General features: G+C 59.5%; 17 protein-coding genes and 4 pseudogenes. 13 read left to right on the top strand and 8 right to left on the bottom strand.

Going from position 1 to position 23,294, the window contains the following annotated elements; genetic code table 11:
• Window positions 1–98: 98 nt before the first annotated feature.
• A complete protein-coding gene (locus tag RFN28_RS20785; RefSeq protein ID WP_320223737.1) occupies window positions 99–2,129 on the bottom strand; it encodes a conjugal transfer protein TraG in 2,031 nt (676 codons plus the stop codon).
• Between the two features lie 261 nt (window positions 2,130–2,390).
• Here RFN28_RS20785 and RFN28_RS20790 point away from each other — a divergent pair, with 261 nt between their 5' ends.
• Together RFN28_RS20790 and RFN28_RS34905 are read left to right on the top strand one after the other, a co-directional pair.
• On the top strand, window positions 2,391–2,645 hold the full coding sequence (locus tag RFN28_RS20790; RefSeq protein ID WP_320223738.1) for an NAD(P)-dependent oxidoreductase: 255 nt from the start codon (window positions 2,391–2,393) through the stop codon (window positions 2,643–2,645).
• Window positions 2,646–2,770: 125 nt separating this feature from the next.
• A pseudogene (locus RFN28_RS34905) lies at window positions 2,771–2,866 on the top strand (DsbA family oxidoreductase); the annotation flags it as partial.
• Here the strand turns inward: RFN28_RS34905 and RFN28_RS20795 are convergent.
• From RFN28_RS20795 to RFN28_RS20810, 4 genes are all read right to left on the bottom strand, one after another.
• A complete protein-coding gene (locus RFN28_RS20795; protein WP_320223739.1) occupies window positions 2,866–3,285 on the bottom strand; it encodes a hypothetical protein in 420 nt (139 codons plus the stop codon). The pseudogene RFN28_RS34905 and the gene RFN28_RS20795 sit on opposite strands and share 1 nt — an antisense overlap.
• Window positions 3,286–3,681: 396 nt before the next feature.
• A complete protein-coding gene (locus tag RFN28_RS20800; protein WP_320223740.1) occupies window positions 3,682–4,071 on the bottom strand; it encodes a hypothetical protein in 390 nt (129 codons plus the stop codon).
• A gap of 112 nt (window positions 4,072–4,183) precedes the next feature.
• Complete coding sequence (locus tag RFN28_RS20805; protein WP_320223741.1) at window positions 4,184–5,905, bottom strand: outer membrane protein; 1,722 nt, start codon at window positions 5,903–5,905, stop codon at window positions 4,184–4,186.
• On the bottom strand, window positions 5,887–6,111 hold the full coding sequence (locus RFN28_RS20810) for a hypothetical protein (RefSeq protein WP_320212920.1): 225 nt from the start codon (window positions 6,109–6,111) through the stop codon (window positions 5,887–5,889). The genes RFN28_RS20805 and RFN28_RS20810 overlap by 19 nt, the downstream gene beginning before the upstream one ends.
• 814 nt (window positions 6,112–6,925) lie before the next feature.
• Here RFN28_RS20810 and RFN28_RS20815 point away from each other — a divergent pair.
• From RFN28_RS20815 to RFN28_RS20830, 4 genes and pseudogenes are all read left to right on the top strand, one after another.
• Window positions 6,926–7,155 (top strand): annotated as a pseudogene (locus tag RFN28_RS20815) (IS6 family transposase); the annotation flags it as partial.
• Window positions 7,149–7,295, top strand: coding sequence for a hypothetical protein (locus tag RFN28_RS20820; RefSeq protein WP_320223742.1), 147 nt, complete (start codon window positions 7,149–7,151; stop codon window positions 7,293–7,295). The pseudogene RFN28_RS20815 and the gene RFN28_RS20820, both read left to right, overlap by 7 nt.
• Before the next feature lie 194 nt (window positions 7,296–7,489).
• A complete protein-coding gene (locus tag RFN28_RS20825) occupies window positions 7,490–7,714 on the top strand; it encodes a hypothetical protein (RefSeq protein ID WP_320223743.1) in 225 nt (74 codons plus the stop codon).
• A gap of 143 nt (window positions 7,715–7,857) precedes the next feature.
• Window positions 7,858–8,079, top strand: coding sequence for a hypothetical protein (locus tag RFN28_RS20830; protein WP_320223744.1), 222 nt, complete (start codon window positions 7,858–7,860; stop codon window positions 8,077–8,079).
• 1,129 nt (window positions 8,080–9,208) lie between these two features.
• On the opposite strand, the gene RFN28_RS20835 is transcribed toward RFN28_RS20830, so the two are convergent.
• Entirely contained in the window at window positions 9,209–9,853 is a 645-nt protein-coding gene (locus tag RFN28_RS20835; protein WP_320289143.1) for a hypothetical protein, read from the bottom strand.
• Between the two features lie 2,553 nt (window positions 9,854–12,406).
• On the opposite strand from RFN28_RS20835, the gene RFN28_RS20840 reads away from it, so the two are divergent.
• Entirely contained in the window at window positions 12,407–12,907 is a 501-nt protein-coding gene (locus RFN28_RS20840) for a hypothetical protein (protein WP_320222750.1), read from the top strand.
• Between the two features lie 33 nt (window positions 12,908–12,940).
• Window positions 12,941–13,306: an excalibur calcium-binding domain-containing protein gene (locus RFN28_RS20845; protein ID WP_320222751.1), complete on the top strand. Its 366-nt coding sequence runs from the start codon at window positions 12,941–12,943 to the stop codon at window positions 13,304–13,306.
• A 453-nt stretch (window positions 13,307–13,759) separates the two neighbouring features.
• Here the strand turns inward: RFN28_RS20845 and RFN28_RS20850 are convergent.
• Window positions 13,760–14,238: pseudogene (locus tag RFN28_RS20850) on the bottom strand (ISKra4 family transposase); the annotation flags it as partial.
• Between the two features lie 309 nt (window positions 14,239–14,547).
• Between RFN28_RS20850 and RFN28_RS20855 the strand changes: the two are divergent.
• From RFN28_RS20855 to RFN28_RS20870, 4 genes are all read left to right on the top strand, one after another.
• Window positions 14,548–15,579, top strand: coding sequence for a LacI family DNA-binding transcriptional regulator (locus RFN28_RS20855; protein WP_320222752.1), 1,032 nt, complete (start codon window positions 14,548–14,550; stop codon window positions 15,577–15,579).
• A 154-nt stretch (window positions 15,580–15,733) separates the two neighbouring features.
• Window positions 15,734–16,567 carry a TIM barrel protein gene (locus RFN28_RS20860; protein WP_320222753.1) on the top strand — a complete coding sequence of 278 codons (834 nt, stop codon included), beginning with the start codon at window positions 15,734–15,736 and terminating at the stop codon, window positions 16,565–16,567.
• Between the two features lie 137 nt (window positions 16,568–16,704).
• The gene (gene purU, locus RFN28_RS20865; RefSeq protein ID WP_320222754.1) at window positions 16,705–17,589 is read left to right on the top strand and encodes a formyltetrahydrofolate deformylase; all 885 of its coding nucleotides are present in this window, start codon (window positions 16,705–16,707) and stop codon (window positions 17,587–17,589) included.
• A gap of 1,108 nt (window positions 17,590–18,697) precedes the next feature.
• Complete coding sequence (locus RFN28_RS20870; protein WP_320222755.1) at window positions 18,698–19,474, top strand: antitoxin Xre/MbcA/ParS-like domain-containing protein; 777 nt, start codon at window positions 18,698–18,700, stop codon at window positions 19,472–19,474.
• 392 nt (window positions 19,475–19,866) lie between these two features.
• On the opposite strand, the pseudogene tnpA reads toward RFN28_RS20870, so the two are convergent.
• A pseudogene (tnpA, locus tag RFN28_RS20875) lies at window positions 19,867–20,177 on the bottom strand (IS200/IS605 family transposase); the annotation flags it as partial.
• 161 nt (window positions 20,178–20,338) lie between these two features.
• On the opposite strand from tnpA, the gene RFN28_RS20880 reads away from it, so the two are divergent.
• Window positions 20,339–22,957, top strand: a complete 2,619-nt coding sequence (locus RFN28_RS20880) for a putative bifunctional diguanylate cyclase/phosphodiesterase (RefSeq protein WP_320228066.1) — start codon at window positions 20,339–20,341, stop codon at window positions 22,955–22,957.
• Window positions 22,958–23,294 lie beyond the last annotated feature (337 nt).

Genomic DNA, 23,294 nt, shown 5'->3' on the forward strand with positions numbered 1-23,294 from the left:
CGGCGTTGGGCCGGCGACAGGAACAAGCATCGGCCGGGCGCTCGAAATTGCTTATGGTCGTTATCTACGCTGAGATACGCTTTGGCTTTGGGCGGCGTTCAGAAGCCGGGCACGATATCCTTGTCGTCGCCCCTGCCCTCGTTGACGCCATAAGCGCGCGCCGCGGTAGAAATCCGGTCCATCACACGCTTGTCGGCGAGCGCTCCGCTATCATCGTCGGCGGGCTTGAAGAGATCGTCCTTTTCCGACTCTTGGCCGACAACGACCTGTTCTTCCAGCACACCAGGATGGCGTTGCTGTTGAACGCCTCCCTCGTCTTCAATTGCCGTGCCGACGCTGTCATCGTCAGCAGCAAGACGGTGATCGACGGTGCGCACCTGTCCGGTCCAATCGTCCGGGCGTGATGCAGGACAGTCGGCGTAAGGACCGTCGCGCAATACCGGCGCAGGAAGCACCCGCTCCGTGAAATTCTGGTCCTGATAATAGCGCAGCCTCTTGGCGCGGATCGGCGACAACCCCGAAACAAGCACCAATTCGTCCGTCGGCGGAAGCTGCATCACCTCTCCCGGAGTCAACAGCGGTCGGGCGGTCTCCTGGCGGCTCACCATGACGTGCGAAAGCCAGGGCGCCAGCCGGTGGCCGGCATAGTTGCGCATGGACCTGAGCTCCGTCGCCGTACCCAGCGCATCCGAGATGCGCTTAGCCGTGCGCTCGTCATTGGAGGAAAAGGCAATTCGCACATGGCAGTTATCAAGAATGGCGTTGTTCTCGCCATAAGCCTTGGAAATCTGGTTCAAGGATTGCGCGATCAGATAGGCGCGAATGCCGTAACCGGCCATGAAGGCCAGTGCGGTCTCGAAGAAGTCGAGCCGGCCGAGCGCCGGGAATTCGTCCAGCATCATGAGAAGCTGATATTTCCGGCTCTTCTTCGGATCACCCTCCAGGCGCTCGGTCAGCCGCCTGCCGACCTGATTGAGGATCAGTCGAACCAGCGGCTTGGTGCGCGAGATGTCCGACGGCGGAACGACGAGATAGAGCGACATTGGCCGTTCGGCATCCATGAGGTCTGCAATGCGCCAGTCGCAGGCCGATGTTGCCGCGGCCACGGTCGGATCGCGATAGAGACCGAGAAACGACATGGCGGTCGACAGAACGCCCGAACGCTCGTTCTCTGACTTGTTGAGCACCTCGCGTGCTGCCGAGGCTACAACGGGATGGACCTGAGGCCTGTTCGCCGCGCCGAGGTGGTTTGTCGTCATCATGCGCTGCAGTGTCGAGGCAAACGAACGTTGGGGATCCGACAGGAAGGTGGCGACGCGTGCAAGCGTCTTTTCCTCTTCGGCGTAGAGCACGTGTAGGATCGCGCCGACCAACAGTGAATGGCTGGTCTTCTCCCAATGATTTCGTCGCTCGAGCGCACCTTCCGGATCGACCAAGACGTCGGCAATGTTCTGAACGTCGCGGACCTCGTTTGGACCTTTGCGCACTTCCAGCAGCGGATTGTAGCGCGCCGATCGTGGATCGGTCGGATTGAACAAAAGGCAGTATGAGAACTTTGACCGCCAGCCTGAGGTGAGCTGCCAGTTCTCGCCTTTGATGTCATGAATGACGGCCGAGCCAGTCCAGGAAAGGAGCGTCGGAACGACCAATCCGACTCCCTTGCCTGAACGTGTCGGAGCAAAGGCCATCACATGCTCCGGCCCATCATGGCGAAGATACCGATCCTTCAATTTGCCAAGGAAAACACCGGCCGGCAGAAACAGCCTTGCCTTCTCGATCTCTAGCGTCGTGGCCCATCGCGAGGAGCCGTAGGTGGTGACCAGCCCTCTTTGCCGCGCGCGCCAGAGCGAGCCAGCGATCGCGGCTGCGCAGCCCAAGAACCCGCTGGCGCCGGCCAGCGCGCCTGCCTGATCAAATATCTCGGGCGCGTAGGCATCGAAGTGGAACCACCATTCAAACAGTTTCCACGGCTTGTAGATCGGCCAGCCGGCCACGACGAACCATGGCACACCAAGCGGCGACTGATAGCCGAGCATGTGGGCGCACCATTGCGTCGACGTCCAGACGCCAAGAATGACGATCGCGAACACGACGGCGATCTGCCCGATTAACAGCTTCGTGGGCGTCATTGGCTAGGCTCGCTGGACAACGCAACGTAGCATCGCGCGGCCAGGCCCAATTACGAATGCGCCTCACGTACGATTGGATGCGATGACTCGCTATGTATTGCCGTCAACCGTCATCGGCCGGTTGTTCCAGTGTGGAGTCATGAATGGACTCCGCAACGTGATCTCGGTCATGGACGAACTGAATGTCCTGCGGCTTATTCAGGTTCGACCGCGAGCTACCGCGATGCAGAAGATGGCTTCGACTTGAAGTCGGAGGCTTTGGTGACGCTCTTCAAGGTGATCGCACGGAGTTCCTACGAAGACATCAAGGCGACCGGCGAATTGATTGCAGGCTCCGACCTCGACTGGACTTTGGTGCGCATTCCGTTCCTCAAGGACGGTCCGGCCGATGGCGGCTTAGCGGTTGGTTCCTACGGCATGAAACTGTCCAGAGGACATCTGGCAAAGTTTAGGTTCGATCAAGTCCCGAGCAGAGAGTTTGTGCGGGCCGCTCCTGGCATTGCCGACCATTTGTAACCCGACATGGAAGCTCATGGGCGTGCGCATGAACATTGATATTCATCTCGCCGCTTACGGGACGCTCGCGAGGAGCCAGTAATCAGATCAATGGAGAAAGCCATGAAAGTGGAGGTCTGGTCCATATGGCCTGCCCCAGGTGCTACATCGCCAAACATCGCTTCGACAACGCGCTGTCCCGGTCCGAACATCGCGACCAGGTGGAGGTCATCTGGCGCAGCTACCAGCTCGATCCTGACGCACCCTCCATCACGAACAAGAGCCTCAACGACAGCTTGTCGGAAAGGCACAGCTTGAGTCTTAACGAGGCGCGATGAACGATCAAATGCGTCGGCTCGGCGCGCAGGAAGGACTCGACTACAATTTCGATGGGGCGCCCTAAGGCAACTCGTTCGATGCACCCCGGCTGATCCACTTCGCACGCGCGCTTGGCGTACAAACGGGGATGGAGGAGCGCCTGTTCAGGGCTTACTTCAGCGAGGGTAAGGCGCTGGGTGATATCAATACCCTGGTCGAGCTTGCTAGGGAGCTCGGCATCAACGCCGAAGAAGCGCGTAGCGTCCTCGCCGGCGAGGCATTCGCTGACCAAGTTCGGGCGGATACATAGACTGCGCGACGGCTGGGCCTCAAGGGCGCCCATTCTTTATGATCGACGAAAAATACGCATCGCAGGTGCCCAGGCGTCGCAAGACTTTCCGGGACGCGCTGAAGCAAGCCTGGATGGAGTCATATCGGCTCGCCAGCATTATTTCAGGCGCTGCCACGGAAGCGGATGCGAGATCCCGCAACCTATAGCCGTAGTAAAGGCTGACTGATTCTCACCATCGATCACTTTGGTCCAGCGCAGCTCGCAGGAAGAGCCACGCCGGTCCGCGCCCCAGACTGCCGGCCCCGCTAGCTGCTAGCAGAACCCGTCGCAACGGCTGCCGACGACCTGATCGCGGCACTTGGAGGCCGGTAGCAATGGGAAAGCGGCGCTATGGCTTGAGGCTAAATGCCGAATTCCAGTGTCACGCGATGGTGTCGACGCGTCTATTCACGTTTCGAAGGTGTCGATGAAACGTTGGCGCAGTATGTTCTTTTGCACCATGCCCATGCTGTTGCGCGGTAACTCAGCGACCACGAATATCCGCTTAGGCTGCTTGAAACGGGCAAACTTGTTCTGCATGGCTTGCAGCAATCCTGCCCCGTCGAATTGCGAACCCGCCGAAAAGATCACGGCTGCGATCAGATACCTGCATTTATTCGACGCTAACTCGAAAGCAGGAGCGTCCCCCCGGATCAACATGATACATCCGCAGCGCCGGTGACCTGGAGGCGCGGCGAAGGCGCGTCGCACCTGCCATTGCAGGATTGACCAATGTGAAACGACCGATAGGTCGCCAACTGTCGTCTTTGGCACTCGGCCTGAGGTTTTGCCTCCCATGCGACCCCTCTTCAGGTTTGGGGAGAAGCCTTCCCCAGCTGCAACACCGCGCAATCGGGTGCTCTTTGCGGCAACAGCGGTTTAAACAGACTTCAAGCCATAAATATACGTTTCAGTCCAACCTATAGGAGACCTCTATGAACGTGCCCCACCGCTCCATGCTGTACTTAGCAAGAGCAGGCTGCTTATCAATCTTGCCGACGTCATCGCAGATGCAGTTATAGGTAACATTGCTGTTGTTCTTCGTCCACATTGCCCAGTACCGGGCACCAATGCCGATGCTGAAATTCTTGTTGAAGAAGTAGGATAGTGCTCCTTCGACCTGAACGCCCCCGCCACCTTGCCCCCGCTGATCGTAGAAAGTTGGTCTGGCCCGAAGAAGGTGGTCGTCACGACCACGGAAGTCCGTCCACGGCAGGTAAGCAACATCTGCGCTCACACGCCAGCGCTCAAGCAGCATAGTCTCGGCGTAAAGGCCGATGCGCGGCGCATTCCAATCGGATTCTTGGCGGCCAGTGATCAGAGGCTGTGTTGGCACCTGGCATGGACCGAACGGCGAAGCGATCTGCACGCATCCGATCGAATCCGACTTCTGGCCGTAATAGGTCCATCCGACGAATGCACCCAGTTTATAGGTGCTACCGCGCAGAAAGTTGAAGCCCGCATCAGCCGTATAGTACGCGAACTTTCCATTTGCTTGGCCGTGTAAGGTGTTGCTGTAGGCGAGTTTGTCAATGCTCGAATCTTCGTCGTTCATCCGTCCTTTGTCGAAGCGTCCGGCGCCAATGTTGCCCTTCAAGAATATCCCCCAGGGGCTATCAAGGCGTCCGAAAAATTCGCCCGAAATGCCGTCCAACCCCCTGTACGTCAGCCTAGAGCTGGGGATGCTCTCATCCCCAAGTGTTGGTGGCGCAAGGATGTAATCCCACTGAAATATCCCCCGGCTGAGCCAGGCCCGTGAGCCACCCTCGAAGGACCAATCGCCTGTATATACAATAGGCTTGGCTTCTGTCGCCCCGTCCGAGAGTAGTGTATCATTCCGTCCCATAGATCGCGGGTAGACGCCAAAGTGGTAATTCAGGCCGACCTTTCCCACGTGATAGCTACTAGATAAATTGCTGCTGCTGGTGGGGACGAATCCAAGAGGTGGGTACTGTATGGTCGAAGGAGTCGTTAAACGCGTCCCGCTAAAACCCATATAGTCGTACTCGAATTTGACAGACCAATCAGGCGAGAGCGCTTGCTCAACGCCAGCTCCGAGACTCCAACCGAAGCGACCATAATCGAAATGTGTTGTGTGCCGTCCGAACCCAGGGGAGTCCTGCATCAAAAATTCGTTGTTGTTGGCGATCTCGCCACGATTGTTTTGCCAAGCTACGCCTGCCTTGACGTAGGCCAGCATTTGGCCCTGCGGGCCAAACGTGTACCCGGCACGTGCGGTCGCTGTGAAAAAGGAGTTCGGACCTGCATGGCAGGTGTCTATTACAGCAGTGCCTGAGAAGGCAAAACAGCTGTTTGTGCCGTCGGAGACAGCGTAGCTCGCGTCGAGTTCGGCGCCGAATACCAACCTATCTCTTTGCCAATTGTAGCCGAGCTGGCCTCCGGCCATGAACACCGGAGTGCTGACGACGTCTCCATAAATCGATGGGCCATAAGGATCACTGAAGGACGTGCCGCCATAGCCTCCGCCGCCGTGGACGCCAATATATCCTCCGGTCCAGTCCCAAACCGCCGGTCCCGGCTCGACCATCCTGTTGAGATTGGCCGAATTGGCTGCACCGCATGCGGCGAACGCAACTATTGCCCCGCCCCAAATTAGAACTCCAGATCGCATTTCACCTCACTAAACAAACGACGCATGACGCGATCGGCAACGAAGCTCCCAAGGCTGGCGGTCGTGGCGCCGCTCCAACAACCGCTGGGCAAAACCCGTGCCAGCTTGAGCCACTCGCCTTGCCAGCGCTTTTCGATAGCGATGTCATCTAGGCGACAAATTGGATCGCGTTCGGCAGGCCGAGAAGACGTGCCCGCTTTGGCCATGAACGCGGCTGCGTATTCGGCCTAATCGGCCCGAAGCTGCGATTTTGGCCATGTGGCGGCGATCCGGTACCGCGCCAATGACGCGGCGCCCCAAAAAAGACAGCGGATGTCGACCCATCAGGATCTGATCCGCTGGTCTATCCAGGATAGTCCGGCGCATCGCCACCAGGCTTGCCCAGCGTCGCATAAAGCACGCCGATGTAATTGCGTGGGCGCCAACCGCCTCCGAAATCAACGCAAACGCATTCGACTGTACAAAATCGACCATATTGCTCGCCGTTTTCGATTGAGGACAGTGGCGCATTGCCTCTCTGCTAGGTCATTTAGACCGTGCCGGTCGTACGGATGACCGTGGTGGTTTCTGCGATCTTCTTCTGCATGGTGCATTCCTTTTCCGTATGAGTACCTGAACTGGTTTGGCGGATGCCACTCCAGTCATGTTGCCGTACGCCAGGCTTCCTGGTGTCAGCACGCTGCAAGGAGGAACAGCAACTTTCGTGCCACATATGTAAAGGGGTTCGAAGAAACTCGGAAGTTCCATAGGGTCCAGTCGCTTATCGATAAATGGCTCTCGCGCACGAGCCTCAACCCACAGGGCGCACAATTGTCGTGTGTGGGACAATTGTTAGGTTTGTCCTGCCGCTGAACTGTCATCCAGGCGATTAGAGCCCTTGGTAATTTCTTCTGCTTCAGCATGGTGATCTGAAGGCCCCGTAAAGTTAACTGACGGCTGATGAAGAATGTGCGTACATGGACGATGTCAGAAAGTTGCTCATGATCCGCTTATCGTCGCCACCGCTTTCCCGCCGAGTTCATTGCGCACGCAGTATGGCTCTACTTTCGCCTTCCGCTCAGCCTGCGCATGGTTGAGGACATGCTGGCGATCCGCGGTATCATCGTCACGCATCACACCATTCGAAGCTGGGCGGAGAAATTCGGACGGCATTTCGCCCGGAGATCAAGCGACGGTCAGCCAGCTGCCTGGGCGACAAATGGCATCTCGACGAACGTGTGGTGGCCATCAATGGCAAGAAGCAGTGGCTCATCTCAGATCGGAGGAAGTTTTCCGGCTGTTCGGCGAAATGGCCAACGTCGGTCAGGTGATCTATCTCACCCTTGAGCAGCACCTATGCGACATCGCCAAGGCGATCATTCCCAACGTTGCCATCCACGAGCTCGGGTAATTCAAACGGCATTTTGTCGTGCCTCATCTCGGCCGCTGGGTACCCCGTCGCCACTGCCTGAAGCGAACCTCGACAGGGCTGACTGTTCAAGGTGGCGCGCAGAGACGGAACGTGTGACATTGGATGCGACACGCCCCGGTCGCCGTTTCTAGGCTGGCCGCCTGCCATCCAACAGCGGAGGACGCTATCGCGCGTTGCCCAGGGGCACGTCGACCGAGGCGGACAACCCGCATGTGGTGATCCTCGCCCACGCCTATTTCGACAATCTCTCGCCTGTCGTCGTGCAGCAGCTGGCGCTCGGCGGCCTGCCATCTAGCCACGGTGCTCAACGAGACGGTCGCGGCCGGGAAGTAGCCCGGCGGATTGACGCGCTTCCTCGACCAACGCCGAGCGCAGCCGGCATGTGCCAGTTCTACTGAGATTGCGCCGATAGCCGATGCTTGAAGGTTTTGCTGAACCAACTTCGCGTTTCGTCCCGACAAGGAAGTCGCCGGCACTGAATCGAGTACTTTTCGATGGTGCGCGGCGCAACTGGTGATCAGGATTCCCGGCTCACTTACGGATGAACCAGAAAACGCCATTGAAGGAAACGGCCGGAGCGGCTCGTCAACGGCAGCGAGTCCGCCGCGCAACTGTCATCGCCAAATCTGGCGAAGAGTGCCACCTCGCTTTGCGCGACACGCGCGAGCGCGTCGAGGTCGGTGTCGGAAATTTCGATGAGCTTGCCGATGCCGACGGATTCGCCGGTGCTCGCCTCATCTTTCGCGTCGCTTACGGTCGATGAGCCGGACCGTCGTCGGGCACCAGTGCCTGGGCCAGGGCCCTTGTCTCGTTGACTGAGGTCTGCAGCTTGGCCGCAATCTTGTCCGCCGCACTAGCAGCTGTCTCACCGTCCACGAATTCGAGGACCGAGCCTTGATGTTGGCGACGTCGACGCCGGCAGCGTCCGCGGCCACGGCATCAACAACCTTTGTCGCCTCCGGGCTCATGGCCGTCGCGACGGCGTCCGGTCCGCGCATGAGCGCCAGCGCTACCTCCGCTCAGGCCGGCGCGCGCGTAATCGCAGCCGTCAGCAGGTTCTGCACGAGCATCAGGCGTACCGTGGAGACGGGGCTCTGCGAATGCCACTCGTTCAGTGCTTCCCGCACTTCGCACCATTCCACCATTGGCGCGTCATGAACCGCAAGCGTGCCACGAGCCAGTCGCGCGCAACGCGGTCCTTTGCCGACGAAGCAGAGGCAAAAGCGTATTATGCGGACGCCGCAAAGGGGGGAACTCCGGCTAGCGCGCTGCCGTTCACTCAGCAAATATAGGCGTCGAGCAGGAATATCGACACCATCCGCCCAGGATGCCAGATCGCGCGGCATCACGCCTGGCTTGCACCGACTACGATCCAAATAGGATCACCGGCCAGCGGATGATGGTGTCGAGCTCGCGCACGACGCGCAGGCCCGACAGCGAGGTGTCGGCGATCAGCGCCAGACACTCCCACGTATAGCTGATCTACTTGACGGTAGCGACCGAGACTCAACGCCCCGCGTCAGATTGCTCTCTGCTTCTGAAGGAAGCCATTAGCTCGGCTCGGGACTGATCGGAGGCTTGGCTGATCGGCAGCGCGACTCCTGTGTAACAGCCCTATGACCGAGTCGGTGTTGGAGTGCCTCAGGTTGTCGAGGTGCAGCCTGCCTGGCTGCCGCCTTTGCCCCAGTCGCCTGACCAGCACCCGCGTGCCGTCAAGACTCCGCCGGGCGGCTCAACGACCAGCCCGCGGCACAGCTCGCACGACGGCTGGGAGCCCACCTGGAGCCCACCCGTATCACCCAGCAGCAGAACGGCTATAATTGCGATGTCTTTGTGCTCCAACGCCACTTTGGTGTCGCCCAGCAGTACGGCATCGTTGCCCGCAAAGTCCTTCACCAGGCCGACCAGCTGCCCGTCCTCAATCCGACCGTTGATTTGGCTCTGGTGGTTCTCGTCAAGCCAAATATGCTGAACTTGCGCAGCGCCGTTATATCGCCAGGAATCGAGCTTTCACCCACCTTGGCTGTTTTAGCCACCTCGGCACGGTAGGCGGCAAAAAGCACCTCGTCCGGGTGCTCGCGGCCGCGCTTGCGACTGCGCCTTTTCTGAACGACGGAAACCTGGTGCGACGCCTCGGCCGGCGTTGTATGGCGCGCGCCGGTCAGATCGCCCTGTTGATTGGCCGCAGGCCGATATGCGTCCGCGACGACGTGAGGGAGGCTCACGCCATCGGGTGCGCTTCCAAATCTCGTGGCGGGCAGGTTGACCCGCGGCGGCGGCATGGAACTCAAAGCTTCGCAAGCGCGCCCAATCGCTGCGCGGCTCCGCGGCTGATCGACACTTTGCGCGGGTGAGTGGACGACCCGCTCCGCATCCTGCCAGAACTGCGCCGAAGCGAAACTTGCGACCGGCAACGGCCCGGCGCGGTCGGCGGCGGCAAAGAGCTCGTCCTGGTCAAAACTCTGCGCAGGTGAGTGAGCTGGTGGAGCAAAGGGCAAGTGCGAACCGCCTTCCGCGGCGTCCTCCTCTTGCAGCATCCTCGGTCCAACCGCATCTGCATGTGAGCCGGTCCGCCGCCTGGCGAGACGGCTGTTTGGAACGGCTTGCCGATGCTGGCCCGGCGGCAACGCGTTCAGACGCTCCTGAAAACGCGCCTGGTTGGTCTGATGCTGTTGCGAGCCTGCATCGTCTGTGCGGGCGAAATCTGAGACGATGGATTGACGTTGTTAAAGGGATCCATGCTATCTCCTTTGCCTGTTCCGAGCAGCTCATGACGGCCTGGCGGTTGGAAACTGTTCTGTGATGTAACGTCCGGAATTATCTGTCGCCGTGAGGGCCCGAGCCCAGAATTATCTGTCGTCGGCTGGGAGTAACCGGGGCAAAACCATAGCGGACCACCCGCTTCGGACCCGTTGCTGCAGGCGAGCTCCGCTTGGACGACTGCTCCATCCCGCTCGGCTTCAGCGTCGGCGCGGCGGTAGACCTTTCAGACGCCGTATCTCATCCTTCAGAGCCGCATTCTCGGCGCGAAGCCCGGCGACCTCCGCCCGCAACTGCCACGATCACGTCGAGCAGGCCCGCAGGGGTCAGCGTTCGAGAATCGGGTGGCTCCGACATGGTCTGATGGAATCATGCCGCACGCCAAACCGCCACCCACCTCAACCCGACACGCCCGAGTCATAATGCCGCGTCCGCCACCACTGTACTAGATTTAGCGAAAAGGCTGTCCGGGAATTACCGAAGCACGCATTTCAAGAGGGTGGCACGAATTTTTTAGCACTCGATACGGAGAGTGCTACCGATATGAATTCTTAGAGCTAATTGCGCGCAGTAAGAACCAGACAAAAAGGACTGGTCCAGTTTTCTGAAGGACCGTAGGCGTTCGTCAGTTCTTGGACAGTTAACCAGAGTAGCGTCTGGGGCCCATGCATACGTGATGCATGCATCCTTAGGAGACTATGATGGACCCGAGCAACTTCAATCTATTTGGATTCGATCCGAATGCGTACTTCGCCTTGGCGGCGCAGCAGCAGGCGGGACAGGCGGAAGAACCTGAGGGGGCTGCGCAAGGCCACTTTGAGCAGCACCTCGAAGGGGCGGCCCAGCCGAACGTTCCGGATCATGGGAGGAGGTATAGGGCCGCCCCTGGAGACGAGGACCTCATCCAGAGCGCGGGCAATATGGAGTTGCAGAGATCTGGGCGTGCGGCCGTAGATCAGTTCCGTTCAGGCCTTCGGAAACTATCTGAAAGGCTTCACGACGTTTATGGATTGTCTCTCTCTGGCCTCAGCTGCGAGTCGCTAAAGAGCTATGCTCGCACACTGTGCGCGGGTGAAAGCCAAGTCGTGAAGGGGCTGAACATGCTTAAGCGGTACCGTGGGACTTCCGGGGAGGGTTCGTCGCAGGCGGGCACTGGGAGGCGGTATCAGTTCGCTCCTGGAGACGATGACCTCATCCAGAGGGCGGGTGATTTCGCTCGGGCTGGTAACACTATAGCGGGTCATACCGTGGTCGAATATGGTTCCGGGCTCCGGAAGCTATCTGACAGGCTTCACAGCGTTTACGGCTTGTCTCTCTGTGGAGTCAGCGGCGAGGCGCTCAAGAATTATGCCCAGGAACTTTGTGGGGGTGATAAGCGGGTCGCGGCAGGGCTGCGCATGATTGAGAACTACCGTCAGACTCTTGGGGAGGGTACGTCGGGGGCTGCGGAGGGTAGCGCTAGACAGCCAGAGCACGAGTCGTCCCCGCCGCGGGTGTCGAGTTACAATCAAGACCAGCTTTGGGACTCGTATGATGCGGCGGAGGGAGGGTGGCGCGGCGCCTCTCCACCGCCCAGTCACAATTCGGCGGAGGTTTGGGCGGGCGTCGATCAATGGAACCAGGCGCCGCCCCAGAATTGGGGGGCCAACTCGTCGAGTTTTTGGCAGGGTGCGCCTTCACCGGCGCCCAGCGTCAATCAGCCAGGCCCATCGTGGGAGCAAGGCGCCGCAGCGTCGATCTTTGGGGCACCATACATGCCTTACGCGCCGCCTCCAGTGCCAGAGCTAAACATCTACGTCTCGGGCTGGCAACACGGCAATCAACGGGCGTCAATGGACCTGATGCGCGGAATGCACTACAAGGAAGTGTTGCCGAGCTCGTCTCGGCCGCAGACGAATTTCACCATTGACGGCGTGCTCTATACGGCGACATTGGGGCCGTCAGGTAGACAAAACGACATTCGGGTCTCCCGAAACTGAACAAGTGATTGTCTACATTTTTGTCAAAGCTATTTAAAGGTGAGACAAAGTAGCCAACTTATAAATGCGACATCATAATATTCCTTATTACTTCGTTCGCAAGTTACAATATTTGCAAAGTACGAAGACGCAAGCCGCCGACCGGGTGGAGCTGGTCAGGGTTGCCTGGCCCGGTCGGCGGCGGATGGCTCCAGCTGCAAGATAAACTTTAGCTTTGACATCCCGATCACTCCGCCGCTTCAGCTACAGCAAGCTTCCGAAACCCACGGGCATTTACCAGAATAGATTTGCTATCTTGCGCTAATATTTGCTTTGAGAGATGCTGGCCTCAGCCGTGGGAGGGCTGGGGGTATGAAAATAAAGGTGTTGCCGGCACTTTGTGCCGCTGCCGCGCTGTGCGGCTGTCAAACTAGCAATCAAACAGACTATGTTCAGATCGGGTATGGGCCGAGTTTCGATGTCGCCCATGCACAATGCGAACTTCAGAAAAGGTCAGTAGACCAAGGCTATATTGCGATTGGGTCGCCGGGGTTTGTTGCCGGTGCCGGGATTGGCAATGCTATCGGCAATGCGATCGCTGAAGATGATTTCATGCGGAATTGTCTCATCATCAGCGGCTGGAAGCGTGCGCCGCATGGACAAGCCGGCGCGGCAGCAGCATCGGTCGCTATCGGTGCATCACCTACGCCCTATGGGATTGCACGCGCGCCTGGCAGCTGGATCAACACCGCGTTGTTGGACTGGAAGGATGCGAACAACAAATGCGTTGCTGGTGACAAGACGGCTTGCGCCACGCGAGCGAAACTTGGCGCGAAGTTGAAATCAGCCGGCATCAATCCCTCCCCGGTGTAAGGCGGGAACGACGTTATGCGAAGGAAGATCTCGATGTGCGTCCTCATCGTGGCATTGAGTGTTAGCGGCTGTGCGGCCGACTATCTCAACAACTACGACACGATGACGTTGGCGGCAGGTGACTCCGCTCGCCAGAACCAACTTCTCCAGACGGTCGACCCGTTCAACCCCAACAGCAACAACACGAAGATCGAGGGCGACGGGCAGCGGATGACGGCTGTCGTTCAAAGGTACCGCGGAACGCCGCAGCCGGCATCTGCCTTACGAAACAACGGCGCCGATCTGGACTGCGCCGGTGGTAGGGGCAACAACCCCGTCGTCCAGGGACCTGTTTCGGTCGGCCCGTCCGATCCCAACCACCTGGACCGTGATCATGATGGCGTGGGTTGCGAGAGGTAGGGGAGCAAAATGAGATTCGGAATCCGCAGACCAAGCATCAAACGCAGCATTGCGGCCAGAACATCCGTTAAACGGATGGTGAAGCACAGTTTCGGCCTGAAAGCCCCACGCGGTAGGGGATGGGTCACCGACCCTAAGCGAGCCACTTACAATCGGGTCTATGACCGCACCACCGTCAGCTTCTGGAGCCTGCTCAAAAGGTTGTTTGGCGGCAGATGAAGCAGTTCGGCGCCAAGCGCTCTCGCGCCAGCCGTTGGGCAAGCGTGCCGCTCCGCCTCGTGCTGGTAACTGTGGCGGCGGCTTCCGCCCTGGTGACGCAGTTTGTTATGCATAACACCGGCTCGCTGCCAGAGATCAATTTGCAAAACCTGATCAAGCCGAAGCCAGTCGCGATTGGTGGGGTCCGCTGCCCCGCGTTGTTCAAGTTGGGGAGCATGAGGATTTGTGGGGCGGTCATGCGGCGCGGGCCGTTTCTCTGTTCTCGCGATTGGCGTTGACCATGCCGGGATACCATTGCCGGAAGGTCGAGCGGAGGGAACCGTCAAAGGTCTGCGTGCGGGTTTGCAGCAGAAGATGCGCGCCGACCCTGCTCCACTGCATCTGCTGTTTCTTTGCGAAGCGCTCGGAGATGACGGCGTTAACGGTGGCCTCGACGAAGGCCGAGGAGATGCGCTCACCGGACCGATAGCGTTCGCCGTAATTGATCAGGCTCGCACTGTTGGAGGCAATGTAGGCCTGGAAGTCGCCGATGGCGGTCAGGAACTTGCGCATGTTCGGATAGCCTGTTTCCAGACCTTCCGCGTGAATCGAAGGTCGGCAATTTCGTCACGGGCACGATAGACGTTACCATGCCAAAGATGCCACTTGATCCTGCCGAGGCCTTCAAGCAGATTCTGCCCGGCCTGCTCGTCGTAGATCTCGACACCCTTCGAGATCTATCTCAGAGAGAACAACTGACCACCGTGGCGGCCGTGCTTGCCGCGGCACCGGTTGTTGGACCGTTGTGAGATGAAAGCTCTTTCAATCAAATGACGGGCGGGGTATGAGGGGAATGAAATCAAGGGTTCGCATGGGAGGGTTTTGAGCCGCAGCGTTCCGAAAGATCGGTCCTTGGCCAGCATTGACAATGCCCGCCTAAAAGGCTGATGGCGCCTCTTGCCTTGATCAACCGTAAAATGTGTAATCTTTCAAAGCCTCTCATCCGTAGTTGATCTACCTTTCATTCAATCTCATTGTGGGCCATGGGTAGGCGACCAACGATCACGGATCTCGCCGAGCGTGCAGGTGTTTCGGTCGCGACCATCGATCGCGTGCTGAACGGCCGGCAGCCGGTGCGCGAGGAGACCGCTCGCAAGGTCTACGAGGCGGCGCGAGAGATCGGCTATCACGCCGCGGATCTCATTCGGCAGCGCATCGAGCGCGACCTTCGACCGATCCGGTTCGGCTTCCTGCTCCTGAAGGAGGACCAAGCGTTCTATCGCGCTTTCGCGGCGCAGTTGACCAGGGCGGTGGAAGAAACGCCGGGCATACGCGGCATCGTGCATATCGAGTTCGTCAGGTCCCAGACCCCGTCCGACTTCGTTAAGGCGCTGGAGACGTTGGCGACGCGCGCGGAGGTGATCGGCATGGCCAGCCTCGATCATCACCTGGTGACGCGCACGGTAGAGTCATTGAAGGCATCCGGAAAGGCCGTGTTTTCGCTGCTGTCTGATTTCGCGCAGGGCGTTCGCGACACCTATGTTGGAGTTAACAACATGAAGGCAGGCCGCACCGCCGGCTGGCTCATCTCGCGGTCGGCGCCGCGGGTCGGCAAGGTGGCGGTCTTTGTCGGCAGCCATCGTTGGCACGGCCACGAACTGCGCGAGACAGGCTTTCGCAGCTACTTCCGCGAACATGCGCCGCAGTTCAATGTGCTCGATACGCTAGTGAACCTTGATACAAAGGAAGTCACCCATGAGGCGACGGTTACCCTGATTGACCGCTATCCCGATCTCACCGGCTTCTATGTCGCCGGCGGTGGGTTCGAAGGCGCAATTGCAGCGCTACGCGAACTGGATCTCGTGCGGCCGCCAAGCGTCGTTGTCAACGAACTCGTGCCGGAAACAATCGACGCCTTGAGGGAGCATCTGATCGTCGGCGTCATCGCCACGCCGCTCGAGCGGCTCTGCCGGGCGTTGATCGACTTGATGGTGAAGACTTTACAGGCCGGGCCGCTAGAAACGAGTGGACAACTGTTCCTCCCATTCACGCTGCACGTCCCAGAAAGCGTGTGATGCAGCGCTGTATGAAAGAATGAGAGAATAGTGGCACGAATTTGCCGAAATCCCTCTTCGCTGATGGGATTTCGTTTCTGGCTGTTGACCACAGCAATGAGCTACCTCAGTGAAGGTTAAAATCGGTCAATCCGCGACCGGATGAGGAGTTTATATGACCGCTCAACCGAAGTTCGCTATGAACCATATGGCAGCGCCGAGGCTCGATTGCCGCGCCTTCCTCGATCTTGCAGCTTTACTCGGGTGCCTTGGGGTCGAACTGCGCAATGATCTGGCGGACAAACAGCTGACGGACGCTGCGTTCTTCGACGGCGAAGCCCCAGCGGCAATCGGCAACTACGCGCGCTCCAAAGGCCTGCGGCTTCTCGGGCTTTCGGAAGTCTATGGGTTCAATGCTTGGTCGGACGCCATGCCGGCGAAGGTCCAGCTGCTCATCGAGCAAGCCAAGGAGGCCGGCGCAGAGTCGATTAGCCTAATTCCGCGCAACGATGCGCCGCAATACAGCGATGGTGGCCGCGACGAGGCGCTGCGTCGCTCGCTGGGCGAGATCCTGCCGATGCTGGACGCAGCCGACCTCGTGGCGCTTGTCGAGCCCTTAGGCTTCGTCACCTCATCGCTGCGGTGCAAGGCCGATGCCATCGCGGCAATCGAGGCAGTCGGCGGCAGCGGGCGCTGTAAGCTCGTGCACGATACCTTTCACCATTATCTTGCAGGCGAGAGCGAGTTCTTTCCTGAGCATACGGGCATCGTCCACATCTCCGGTGTCATCGATCCGAGCCTCAGCCCCGAGGAGATGCAAGATAGCCATCGAATCCTCGTCGACGAGCGCGACCGGCTCGGCAATATCGATCAGATCCGTAGTTTAATTGACGGAGGTTATTCTGGCGCTTTCTCCTACGAGCCGTTCTCCCGCGACATTCACCGGCTAAGCAGTGCTGAGGAGGCTTTCAGGATAAGCATGGATTTTATTCGCTCTACTCTCTCTTGAGTATTGCGCGGTGATAATTGCTCACTCGCGGACCCGCGAGCTTCAGTCTTTTTGCAAAGTATCCACCTGGCTACTCGCCAATACCCTGTTAGCGTTTCGCGGCACCTTGCCGGCGTGAGACTACTGAGGAGGAAACGATGTTCAGCTTTGCACTTCGGGTGAAATGCCGCTCCACCAGGGGGATCGTCGCTGCGATTTCAGGATTTCTTGCCGATCAGGCTTGCAACATCACTGACAGCGCGCAGTTTGACGATGCCGACACTGGCAATTTCTTCATGAGGGTGAGTTTCCGTTCCGAAGGCGGGCGTGAACTCGAAGAACTGCGCGCAGATTTCGATCCCATCGCATCGCGCTTTGGGATGGAAGCAGAGTTTTTTGACGAGGCCACGAAGCGAAAAGTCATCATCATGGTCTCGCGCTTCGGCCACTGCCTCAATGATCTCCTGTACCGTTGCCGCATCGGCGCTCTTCCGATCGATATCGTGGCAGTGATCTCTAATCACATGGATTATCAAAAGGTCGTGGTGAATCACGACATTCCGTTTCACTGCATCAAGGTGACGAAAGATAACAAATCCGAAGCGGAAGCACAGCAAATGCGCATCGTGGATGACACTGAAGCGGAGCTGATCGTGCTTGCCCGTTACATGCAGGTTCTCTCTGATGAAATGTGTCAAAAGATGTCTGGGCAGATCATAAACATCCACCACTCGTTTCTACCTTCGTTCAAAGGCGCCAATCCGTACAAGCAGGCTTACGAACGCGGCGTGAAATTAATCGGCGCCACATCGCATTACGTGACCGCAGATCTCGATGAAGGGCCGATCATCGAGCAGGACATCATCCGTGTGACACATGCGCAGTCGAATGATGACTACGTCAGCCTCGGCCGCGACGTTGAGGCACAAGCACTGGCTCGGGCGATACACGCGCACATCCACGGACGAGTATTCCTCAACGGCAGCAAGACGGTCGTGTTTCCACCGTCGCCAGGTTCATATGCTTCAGAGCGAATGGGATGAACGCTCGCAGGATGGTCAAAAGATCAGTTACGGACCACCGGTGGACAAACAGTCGACGAAGACGTCATCCGGCGAGGTTCGGGCGATCTGATATGCCGACCGGCTGCGTGGGTGTCACATTGAGCCGAAGAGCCCGCATGTGCTCTGGCAGGCCTACTTGAGACAGACTGCCAACTCACCACTTATTATTTCCGCGGCGATCTCGAGACAGCGGCCAAGGTAGAGGGCATCCCGTTCGATTGAGGGGATGCATCCAGCAGCATGCGGGCGAAGGTTTCCGATCACTTCTGCTCATTCCAATCGCGCCAGTGGCTGGGATGAATGTCGAGGGGCGCCTCCGTGATGCGCTGTCCGATTGTCCGGTCGAAATGGGGGGCAGTTCAGCGATAAGCTTCACGATACGGGCTGTCTTCGTCCACCAAACATTCCCCCAAGCGGGGCTCATTAGCAAACGTTCATGACGCTTTCGTGAGACTGCCACGATGGAGGATGTGATGAGACTCAGATTGTTTGCCGCTAGCCAAACTTCTTCGCATAGAGTTTAAGGTCGATGGAGCGGCTGTTGGAGCGGCTGTCGCCCAGCTCCGCCCCGGGTTGTTCAACCAATGTGCACAGTAGTAGTTGAACCCCATTCCTGGACGATGCGAGCCACAAAGACCACATCGTCAGCGTCAACCAACGCTTTCAAGTCGTCGCGGATTTTGCCCCGCTTGACCGCTGTATCCAGCCATACGGATTCGACCCCTTTGCACCACGTATAGTTATGTTTGATGTACTTGTAGACTGGATCCTAATTGCGCCCGCATGTTTCAAATCATAGGTAACGAGAAAATGCCAGTGTCCGTGACGCGGCTCTCCCCATCGTGCCGACCGGCACGATGATTCCTACCGTCGCGCGGCTGTCACACATCGCACCTAAACGCAAATCGAGGCGTCCCGTGACTGACATTTCGGGACGCCTCAACAGTTCGTTGGGGGTGTCGAAATGCTAGACAGCAACTGGTCGGGTCGCTGTATCTTTTGCTGCTGCCATTTCCGCTCGTCGCTGTAGCCGTTCAACAATCGGCCGCAGCTAGGGAGGGCAGCGCAGGGCGCGCAAGACAGATACATGACCAGATTTCAAAATCCGACGGATGGGATCTCGCAGAAGGCCTTGGCAGGCCTTGTCGCGGAAGCCGTGCAACAGGCTCTGATCCAGCACGGCATCGTTCTTGATACACAGACCCTGGCTTCAGCCAGCGCTATTGCCGGCAGCGTCGCCGCCGTCGTGCCCTTCCTTCCACAGGCACAGCGGCTTTCGATCGGCTCTTTCAAGGGCGAATGCGCGGCGCTTGTCTCCGAGTTCTTCAGCTCAGTGGCGGACGTCGCGCACGGCGGCTTGGCAAGTGCCAACAGCGCAGATGAAAGCCTGATGCCGGCAACCGCAGCACCTTCATCGCTGCAGCCGGCCAACGATCTGCAGTCGGTGCTGATTGAGGATTGGGCGGGCGAGGTCGCCGGATCGACCTTTCTGGAAGAGCATTTCCACATACCGCGCTCGACGCTGCATCGCTGGCAAAGGCGCAATGAGGTCGTTGCCTTGCGCAAGGGCGGCCGCAAGCATGTCTTCCCGCTCGCCCAGTTCGTCGACGGCAGGCCGGCATCAGGGATCAGCGAAGTGCTATCGGCAATCGGCAATCCAAGGCTGGCGTGGTTCTGGCTGACTCGCCCCTCGCCCGAACTCGACGGCCGCATTCCGATCGAGGTGCTCAAGCAGGACATGGTGTGTGACGTCGTGTCGGCCGCCCGCAAATTTCCTCGGCTTGAGCCACCGGACTCATTTCATCGGCGGGGGCTTCCTGCGCACGCAGGGCAGGAGTTCAGCGTGATGTTCCTCGGCCCTTGAGCTTGGCAGTGGGGTGCAGCCGGCACGATCCAGGCAGCACTGACCTGCCTCTGGCGATATGGCGGCCGATTTGAGGCCTCGTGTCGGCGAACGGCAGCGCCAACGCCGCACCGGCCCGCGCCCGGACAGATGGCGCCAAAGAGATAGGAGCTCTCGTTGCACCGGTCAGTGGGCTGGCACGGGCTTGAACTTCGGGAAGCAACGCTCAGGGTGGGCGAATCACCACTCGCCAACCACGAACCGTGCAATCGGAAATCCTGTGCCAGCTACGATGCGTTGGGCATGATTTACTTCGTAAAACCGTGTGAATTCTCCACCTGCTAAAAGGGCGGTGGCTTCAGGTTACGGCTTAAAGCCGGATCGGTCCGCGCGTTGGCGGACAGGGCGCGAACTCACGTCACGTTGAAGTTGTCGTCAGGCTCCGGCGGCGTCTGGTTCTTGATATACTCAACCCAAATCTCGTCGGTAACGTTCCCGCTCGTCGGCGCCCATAGCCCCTCGCCCACAGGTGCTGGCCCCAGTAGCGCTTGCGCAATATCCCGAACTCGCTCAGCAGCTTGTGCGAACTGCGCCCCTTCAAGTATTGCGCCGCGCGCGATACCGACAGGCTCGGCGGGATCGACACTAGCATATCCACGTGGTCTCGGTTGATCGACTCGGCATGCACCACCATTTCATGCGCTTGCGCCGTCTCGCGCAGCAGGCCGACGAACCAAATGCCTCTGCGCGGCACTCGATGTAACAGGATCATGACGCTTCGTTTAGTCGAACGTTAAGGGTCCTCGCCATAGGTTCCGCGACGAGCGGAGCACGGGATCGGACAAGGCGCGCGACCGCACCGCGGCAGACCCGGGCTTGCCTAGAATGCCGGATGCGCTGGGCGAGCGGAGCTTGCGCTCCTCAGAGGCCTTGACCCGATTGGACCCGCAGCAGAACCGGCGAGATGCGACCATGATTGCGGCTCTCAGAAACGTTTCCCTGCAGAAGGGTGCACACTCGATGATCGGGCTGGATCATACGGGCCTCGGCACGGTCGACGCTGCGGGGCAGAGCTTAGCGGCCCAAACGGAGTTCGACGACGTGAGGCTCATCCTGCGCCGCTGGCAATCCGCCTGCGGCGCAGGCGCGCTGCCGCCCTATGAGGAGATCGCGTTGGGCAGCGTCGGCCGCTTCTCGGATGAGATCGCTGTCGTCCGTCGTTTAGGGGACGAGCCACCTCTCCTGCTGCGCTGCGGCCAGCGCTTCCGCGCGATCGTGGGCCTTGCGGAGTCCGCGCGCAGCCTCGCGGAACTGCCATATGCCTTCAATCTAGCGATCGGCTCCGCTATCGATAAGGCCTGCTCGGCAGGCGAGCCGCGCCTCACAGTCTGCCACTGGGTCGTCGACGGCAAGGTTTCCACGATCGAGATCGTCGCGCTGCCGTTGTCGTGCCGCTGGCCGGGCGAATACTTCGTTCTATTCCTTCGCCCGCGCGCCAGCCAGGTCGAGCTTGCCAGTCTGCTCATCAACTCCACGCAGGAAGGCATCATCGGGCTGAGCCCGATCGATTGTGGGCATGGCGCAACGTCTGACTTCTACATACTAAGCGTCAACGAGGCCGCGGCGGCCTTCCTCGGATCGAGCATCGACAGCCTCCAGTTCACCCGGCTCTCGGACGCGCTGACCAAGGTCGGCATAAGCGAGATTCCACAAGAGCTGCTGTGCGCGGGTTCCGGCGGGCGCATATCGAGCTTCGAGCTCGCCTACGGACTGGGACAGCAGAGGGTCGCTCTGCAGGTCGGCGTCGACATCGCCGGCGGCGTGCTGGCCGTCACACTGACCGACATTCGCGACCTGAAGGCGCGCGAGACCCTGTTCCGCTCTCTTTTCGACGATAATCCGGCACCGATGTTCGTGCACAGCCAGTCGACCGGCATCTTTCTCAACGTCAACGAAGCGGCGTTGCGCCTCTATGGCTACAGTCGCGGCGACTTCCTCGACAGCAGCCTTGCCGAAATCCGCGTGGATGGCCGCACCAACCGCGAGAGGGACGGTCGCGAGCTGGTGCTCCGGCACCGCACCGCCGACGGCCGCGAGCTCGATGTGATCGAGTACACAAGCGAAACCCTCGTAGACCACCAGGTGGCAATACTATCGACTATCGTCGACATCACCGAGCGCAAGCGCGCCGAAGCCCATATCACTTACCTCGCTCATCATGATCCGCTGACGGGAGTGGCCAATCGAACAGTTTTCACGCGCGAGCTGGAGCACGCGGCCGACAGCCTCGAGCAGAACGGACGGCGGTTCGCCGTTGTGCTGATCGACCTCGACAATTTCAAGACGGTCAACGACACTCTCGGACACGCGGCAGGGGACGCACTCCTCATAGAGGTGACCGCGCGGCTGAGACACCTGGTGCGCAAGACCGACGTGGTGGCCAGGCTCGGCGGCGACGAATTCGCGATCCTGGTGCCGGCGGTCGAATGCCGCTCCGACGTCGAGGAGCTCGCCCAGCGCATCATCCGCGATCTTACCGCCATCCGGAAGGTCGACGGCGCCGAGATAGTAATCGGCGCGAGTATCGGCGCTGCGCTGGTCCCGGACGACGCCGCCGACATCGACAGCCTACTGAAATGCGCCGATCTCGCCCTCTATCGAGCGAAGCAATCGGACAAGGGTACCTTCCGCTGGTTCGAAGCCGGGATGGACATGCGCCAGCGCGAGCGGCGTGCGCTGGAGATAGAGCTGCGCGGCGCCGAGATCGACCGCGAGTTCGAGTTGCATTACCAGCCAATCATCCGGACGCAAACCGGAAAGCTCCGCGGGTTCGAGGCCCTGCTGCGCTGGCAAAATCCGCGCCGCGGCATGGTGTCGCCCGCGGATTTCATCCCGATCGCAGAGGAAACCGGCATACTCGACGAACTCGGCCGCTGGGTACTTGCGATGGCATGCCGAGAGGCGGCAACCTGGCCGCGCGATCTGGTGCTGTCCGTCAACGTATCGCCGGTGCAGTTCCGCAAAGGGAATCTCGTCGGAGCAGTAGGACTGGCCCTGGCCGGCAGCGGGCTGGAGGCGCACCAGTTGGAGATTGAGATCACTGAGTCGGTGCTGCTGGCCGAGAGCAGCACCAACCTCGCCATTCTCAAGCAACTTCGATCGCTCGGCGTGCGCATTGCGCTCGACGATTTTGGCACTGGCTACTCCAGCCTGAGCTACCTCAGGCAGTTTCCATTCAACCGCCTCAAGATCGACCGGTCGTTTGTCCGCGAGATCGTCCAGTGTCCAGAGTCGCTCGCGATCGTCCGTGCCGTCATCGGCCTCGGCACCAGCCTCGGCATCGATACCACGGCCGAGGGGGTGGAGACGGTCGCGCAGTTGGAGGCATTGCGCGCCGAAAAATGCGGCGAGTTGCAGGGGTTCCTGTTCAGCCCGCCGGTTGCCCGCAAGAGTGTCGCCTCCATCATCGGTGCGTATTTCGAAGAGACATCGCGTCTCGCGTAACGGGATCGCCGACCTGTGCTGTCGACGGCCTGCGTCCAGAGCAAGTGGCGATTGGATCGAACCATTCTGCGCGAATTGATTTGGGTCAGGTCGGGGTTCGGCTAAGGTCCTACCCCGTCTGGCCGTCCCTGCCGTCGAAAGGTCACGAAGGACGCCATTCAGCAAGCTCCCGGAGCAGCGGATATTAAGATCGCCTGACCTGCCTCGCCAGTCGCATCCGCTCTGCTTCAAGGCGATGAACTCGGCCACCGGCAAGGCGAGTGGCGCGCCGGCTGCGCCACAAGGGAACTGGCGAATTTGGGTTGCGCCGGCTTCCAAGGCTCGGCGCTGCCTTCTT

This window comes from Mesorhizobium album, from assembly GCF_033977205.1.
Taxonomy (GTDB): Bacteria; Pseudomonadota; Alphaproteobacteria; order Rhizobiales; family Rhizobiaceae; genus Mesorhizobium; species Mesorhizobium album.

Excerpts from the sequence above, each read along its gene's own strand:
- RFN28_RS20785 (WP_320223737.1), bottom strand. The coding sequence starts at position 2,129 with ATGACGCCCACGAAGCTGTTAATCGGGCAGATCGCCGTCGTGTTCGCG.
- RFN28_RS20795 (WP_320223739.1), bottom strand. The coding sequence starts at position 3,285 with ATGGGCGCCCTTGAGGCCCAGCCGTCGCGCAGTCTATGTATCCGCCCG.
- RFN28_RS20800 (WP_320223740.1), bottom strand. The coding sequence starts at position 4,071 with ATGGGAGGCAAAACCTCAGGCCGAGTGCCAAAGACGACAGTTGGCGAC.
- RFN28_RS20805 (WP_320223741.1), bottom strand. The coding sequence starts at position 5,905 with ATGCGATCTGGAGTTCTAATTTGGGGCGGGGCAATAGTTGCGTTCGCC.
- RFN28_RS20810 (WP_320212920.1), bottom strand. The coding sequence starts at position 6,111 with ATGGCCAAAGCGGGCACGTCTTCTCGGCCTGCCGAACGCGATCCAATT.
- RFN28_RS20830 (WP_320223744.1), top strand. The coding sequence starts at position 7,858 with ATGAACCAGAAAACGCCATTGAAGGAAACGGCCGGAGCGGCTCGTCAA.
- RFN28_RS20835 (WP_320289143.1), bottom strand. The coding sequence starts at position 9,853 with ATGCTGCAAGAGGAGGACGCCGCGGAAGGCGGTTCGCACTTGCCCTTT.
- RFN28_RS20840 (WP_320222750.1), top strand. The coding sequence starts at position 12,407 with ATGAAAATAAAGGTGTTGCCGGCACTTTGTGCCGCTGCCGCGCTGTGC.
- RFN28_RS20845 (WP_320222751.1), top strand. The coding sequence starts at position 12,941 with ATGTGCGTCCTCATCGTGGCATTGAGTGTTAGCGGCTGTGCGGCCGAC.
- RFN28_RS20855 (WP_320222752.1), top strand. The coding sequence starts at position 14,548 with ATGGGTAGGCGACCAACGATCACGGATCTCGCCGAGCGTGCAGGTGTT.
- RFN28_RS20860 (WP_320222753.1), top strand. The coding sequence starts at position 15,734 with ATGACCGCTCAACCGAAGTTCGCTATGAACCATATGGCAGCGCCGAGG.
- purU (WP_320222754.1), top strand. The coding sequence starts at position 16,705 with ATGTTCAGCTTTGCACTTCGGGTGAAATGCCGCTCCACCAGGGGGATC.
- RFN28_RS20870 (WP_320222755.1), top strand. The coding sequence starts at position 18,698 with ATGACCAGATTTCAAAATCCGACGGATGGGATCTCGCAGAAGGCCTTG.
- RFN28_RS20880 (WP_320228066.1), top strand. The coding sequence starts at position 20,339 with ATGCCGGATGCGCTGGGCGAGCGGAGCTTGCGCTCCTCAGAGGCCTTG.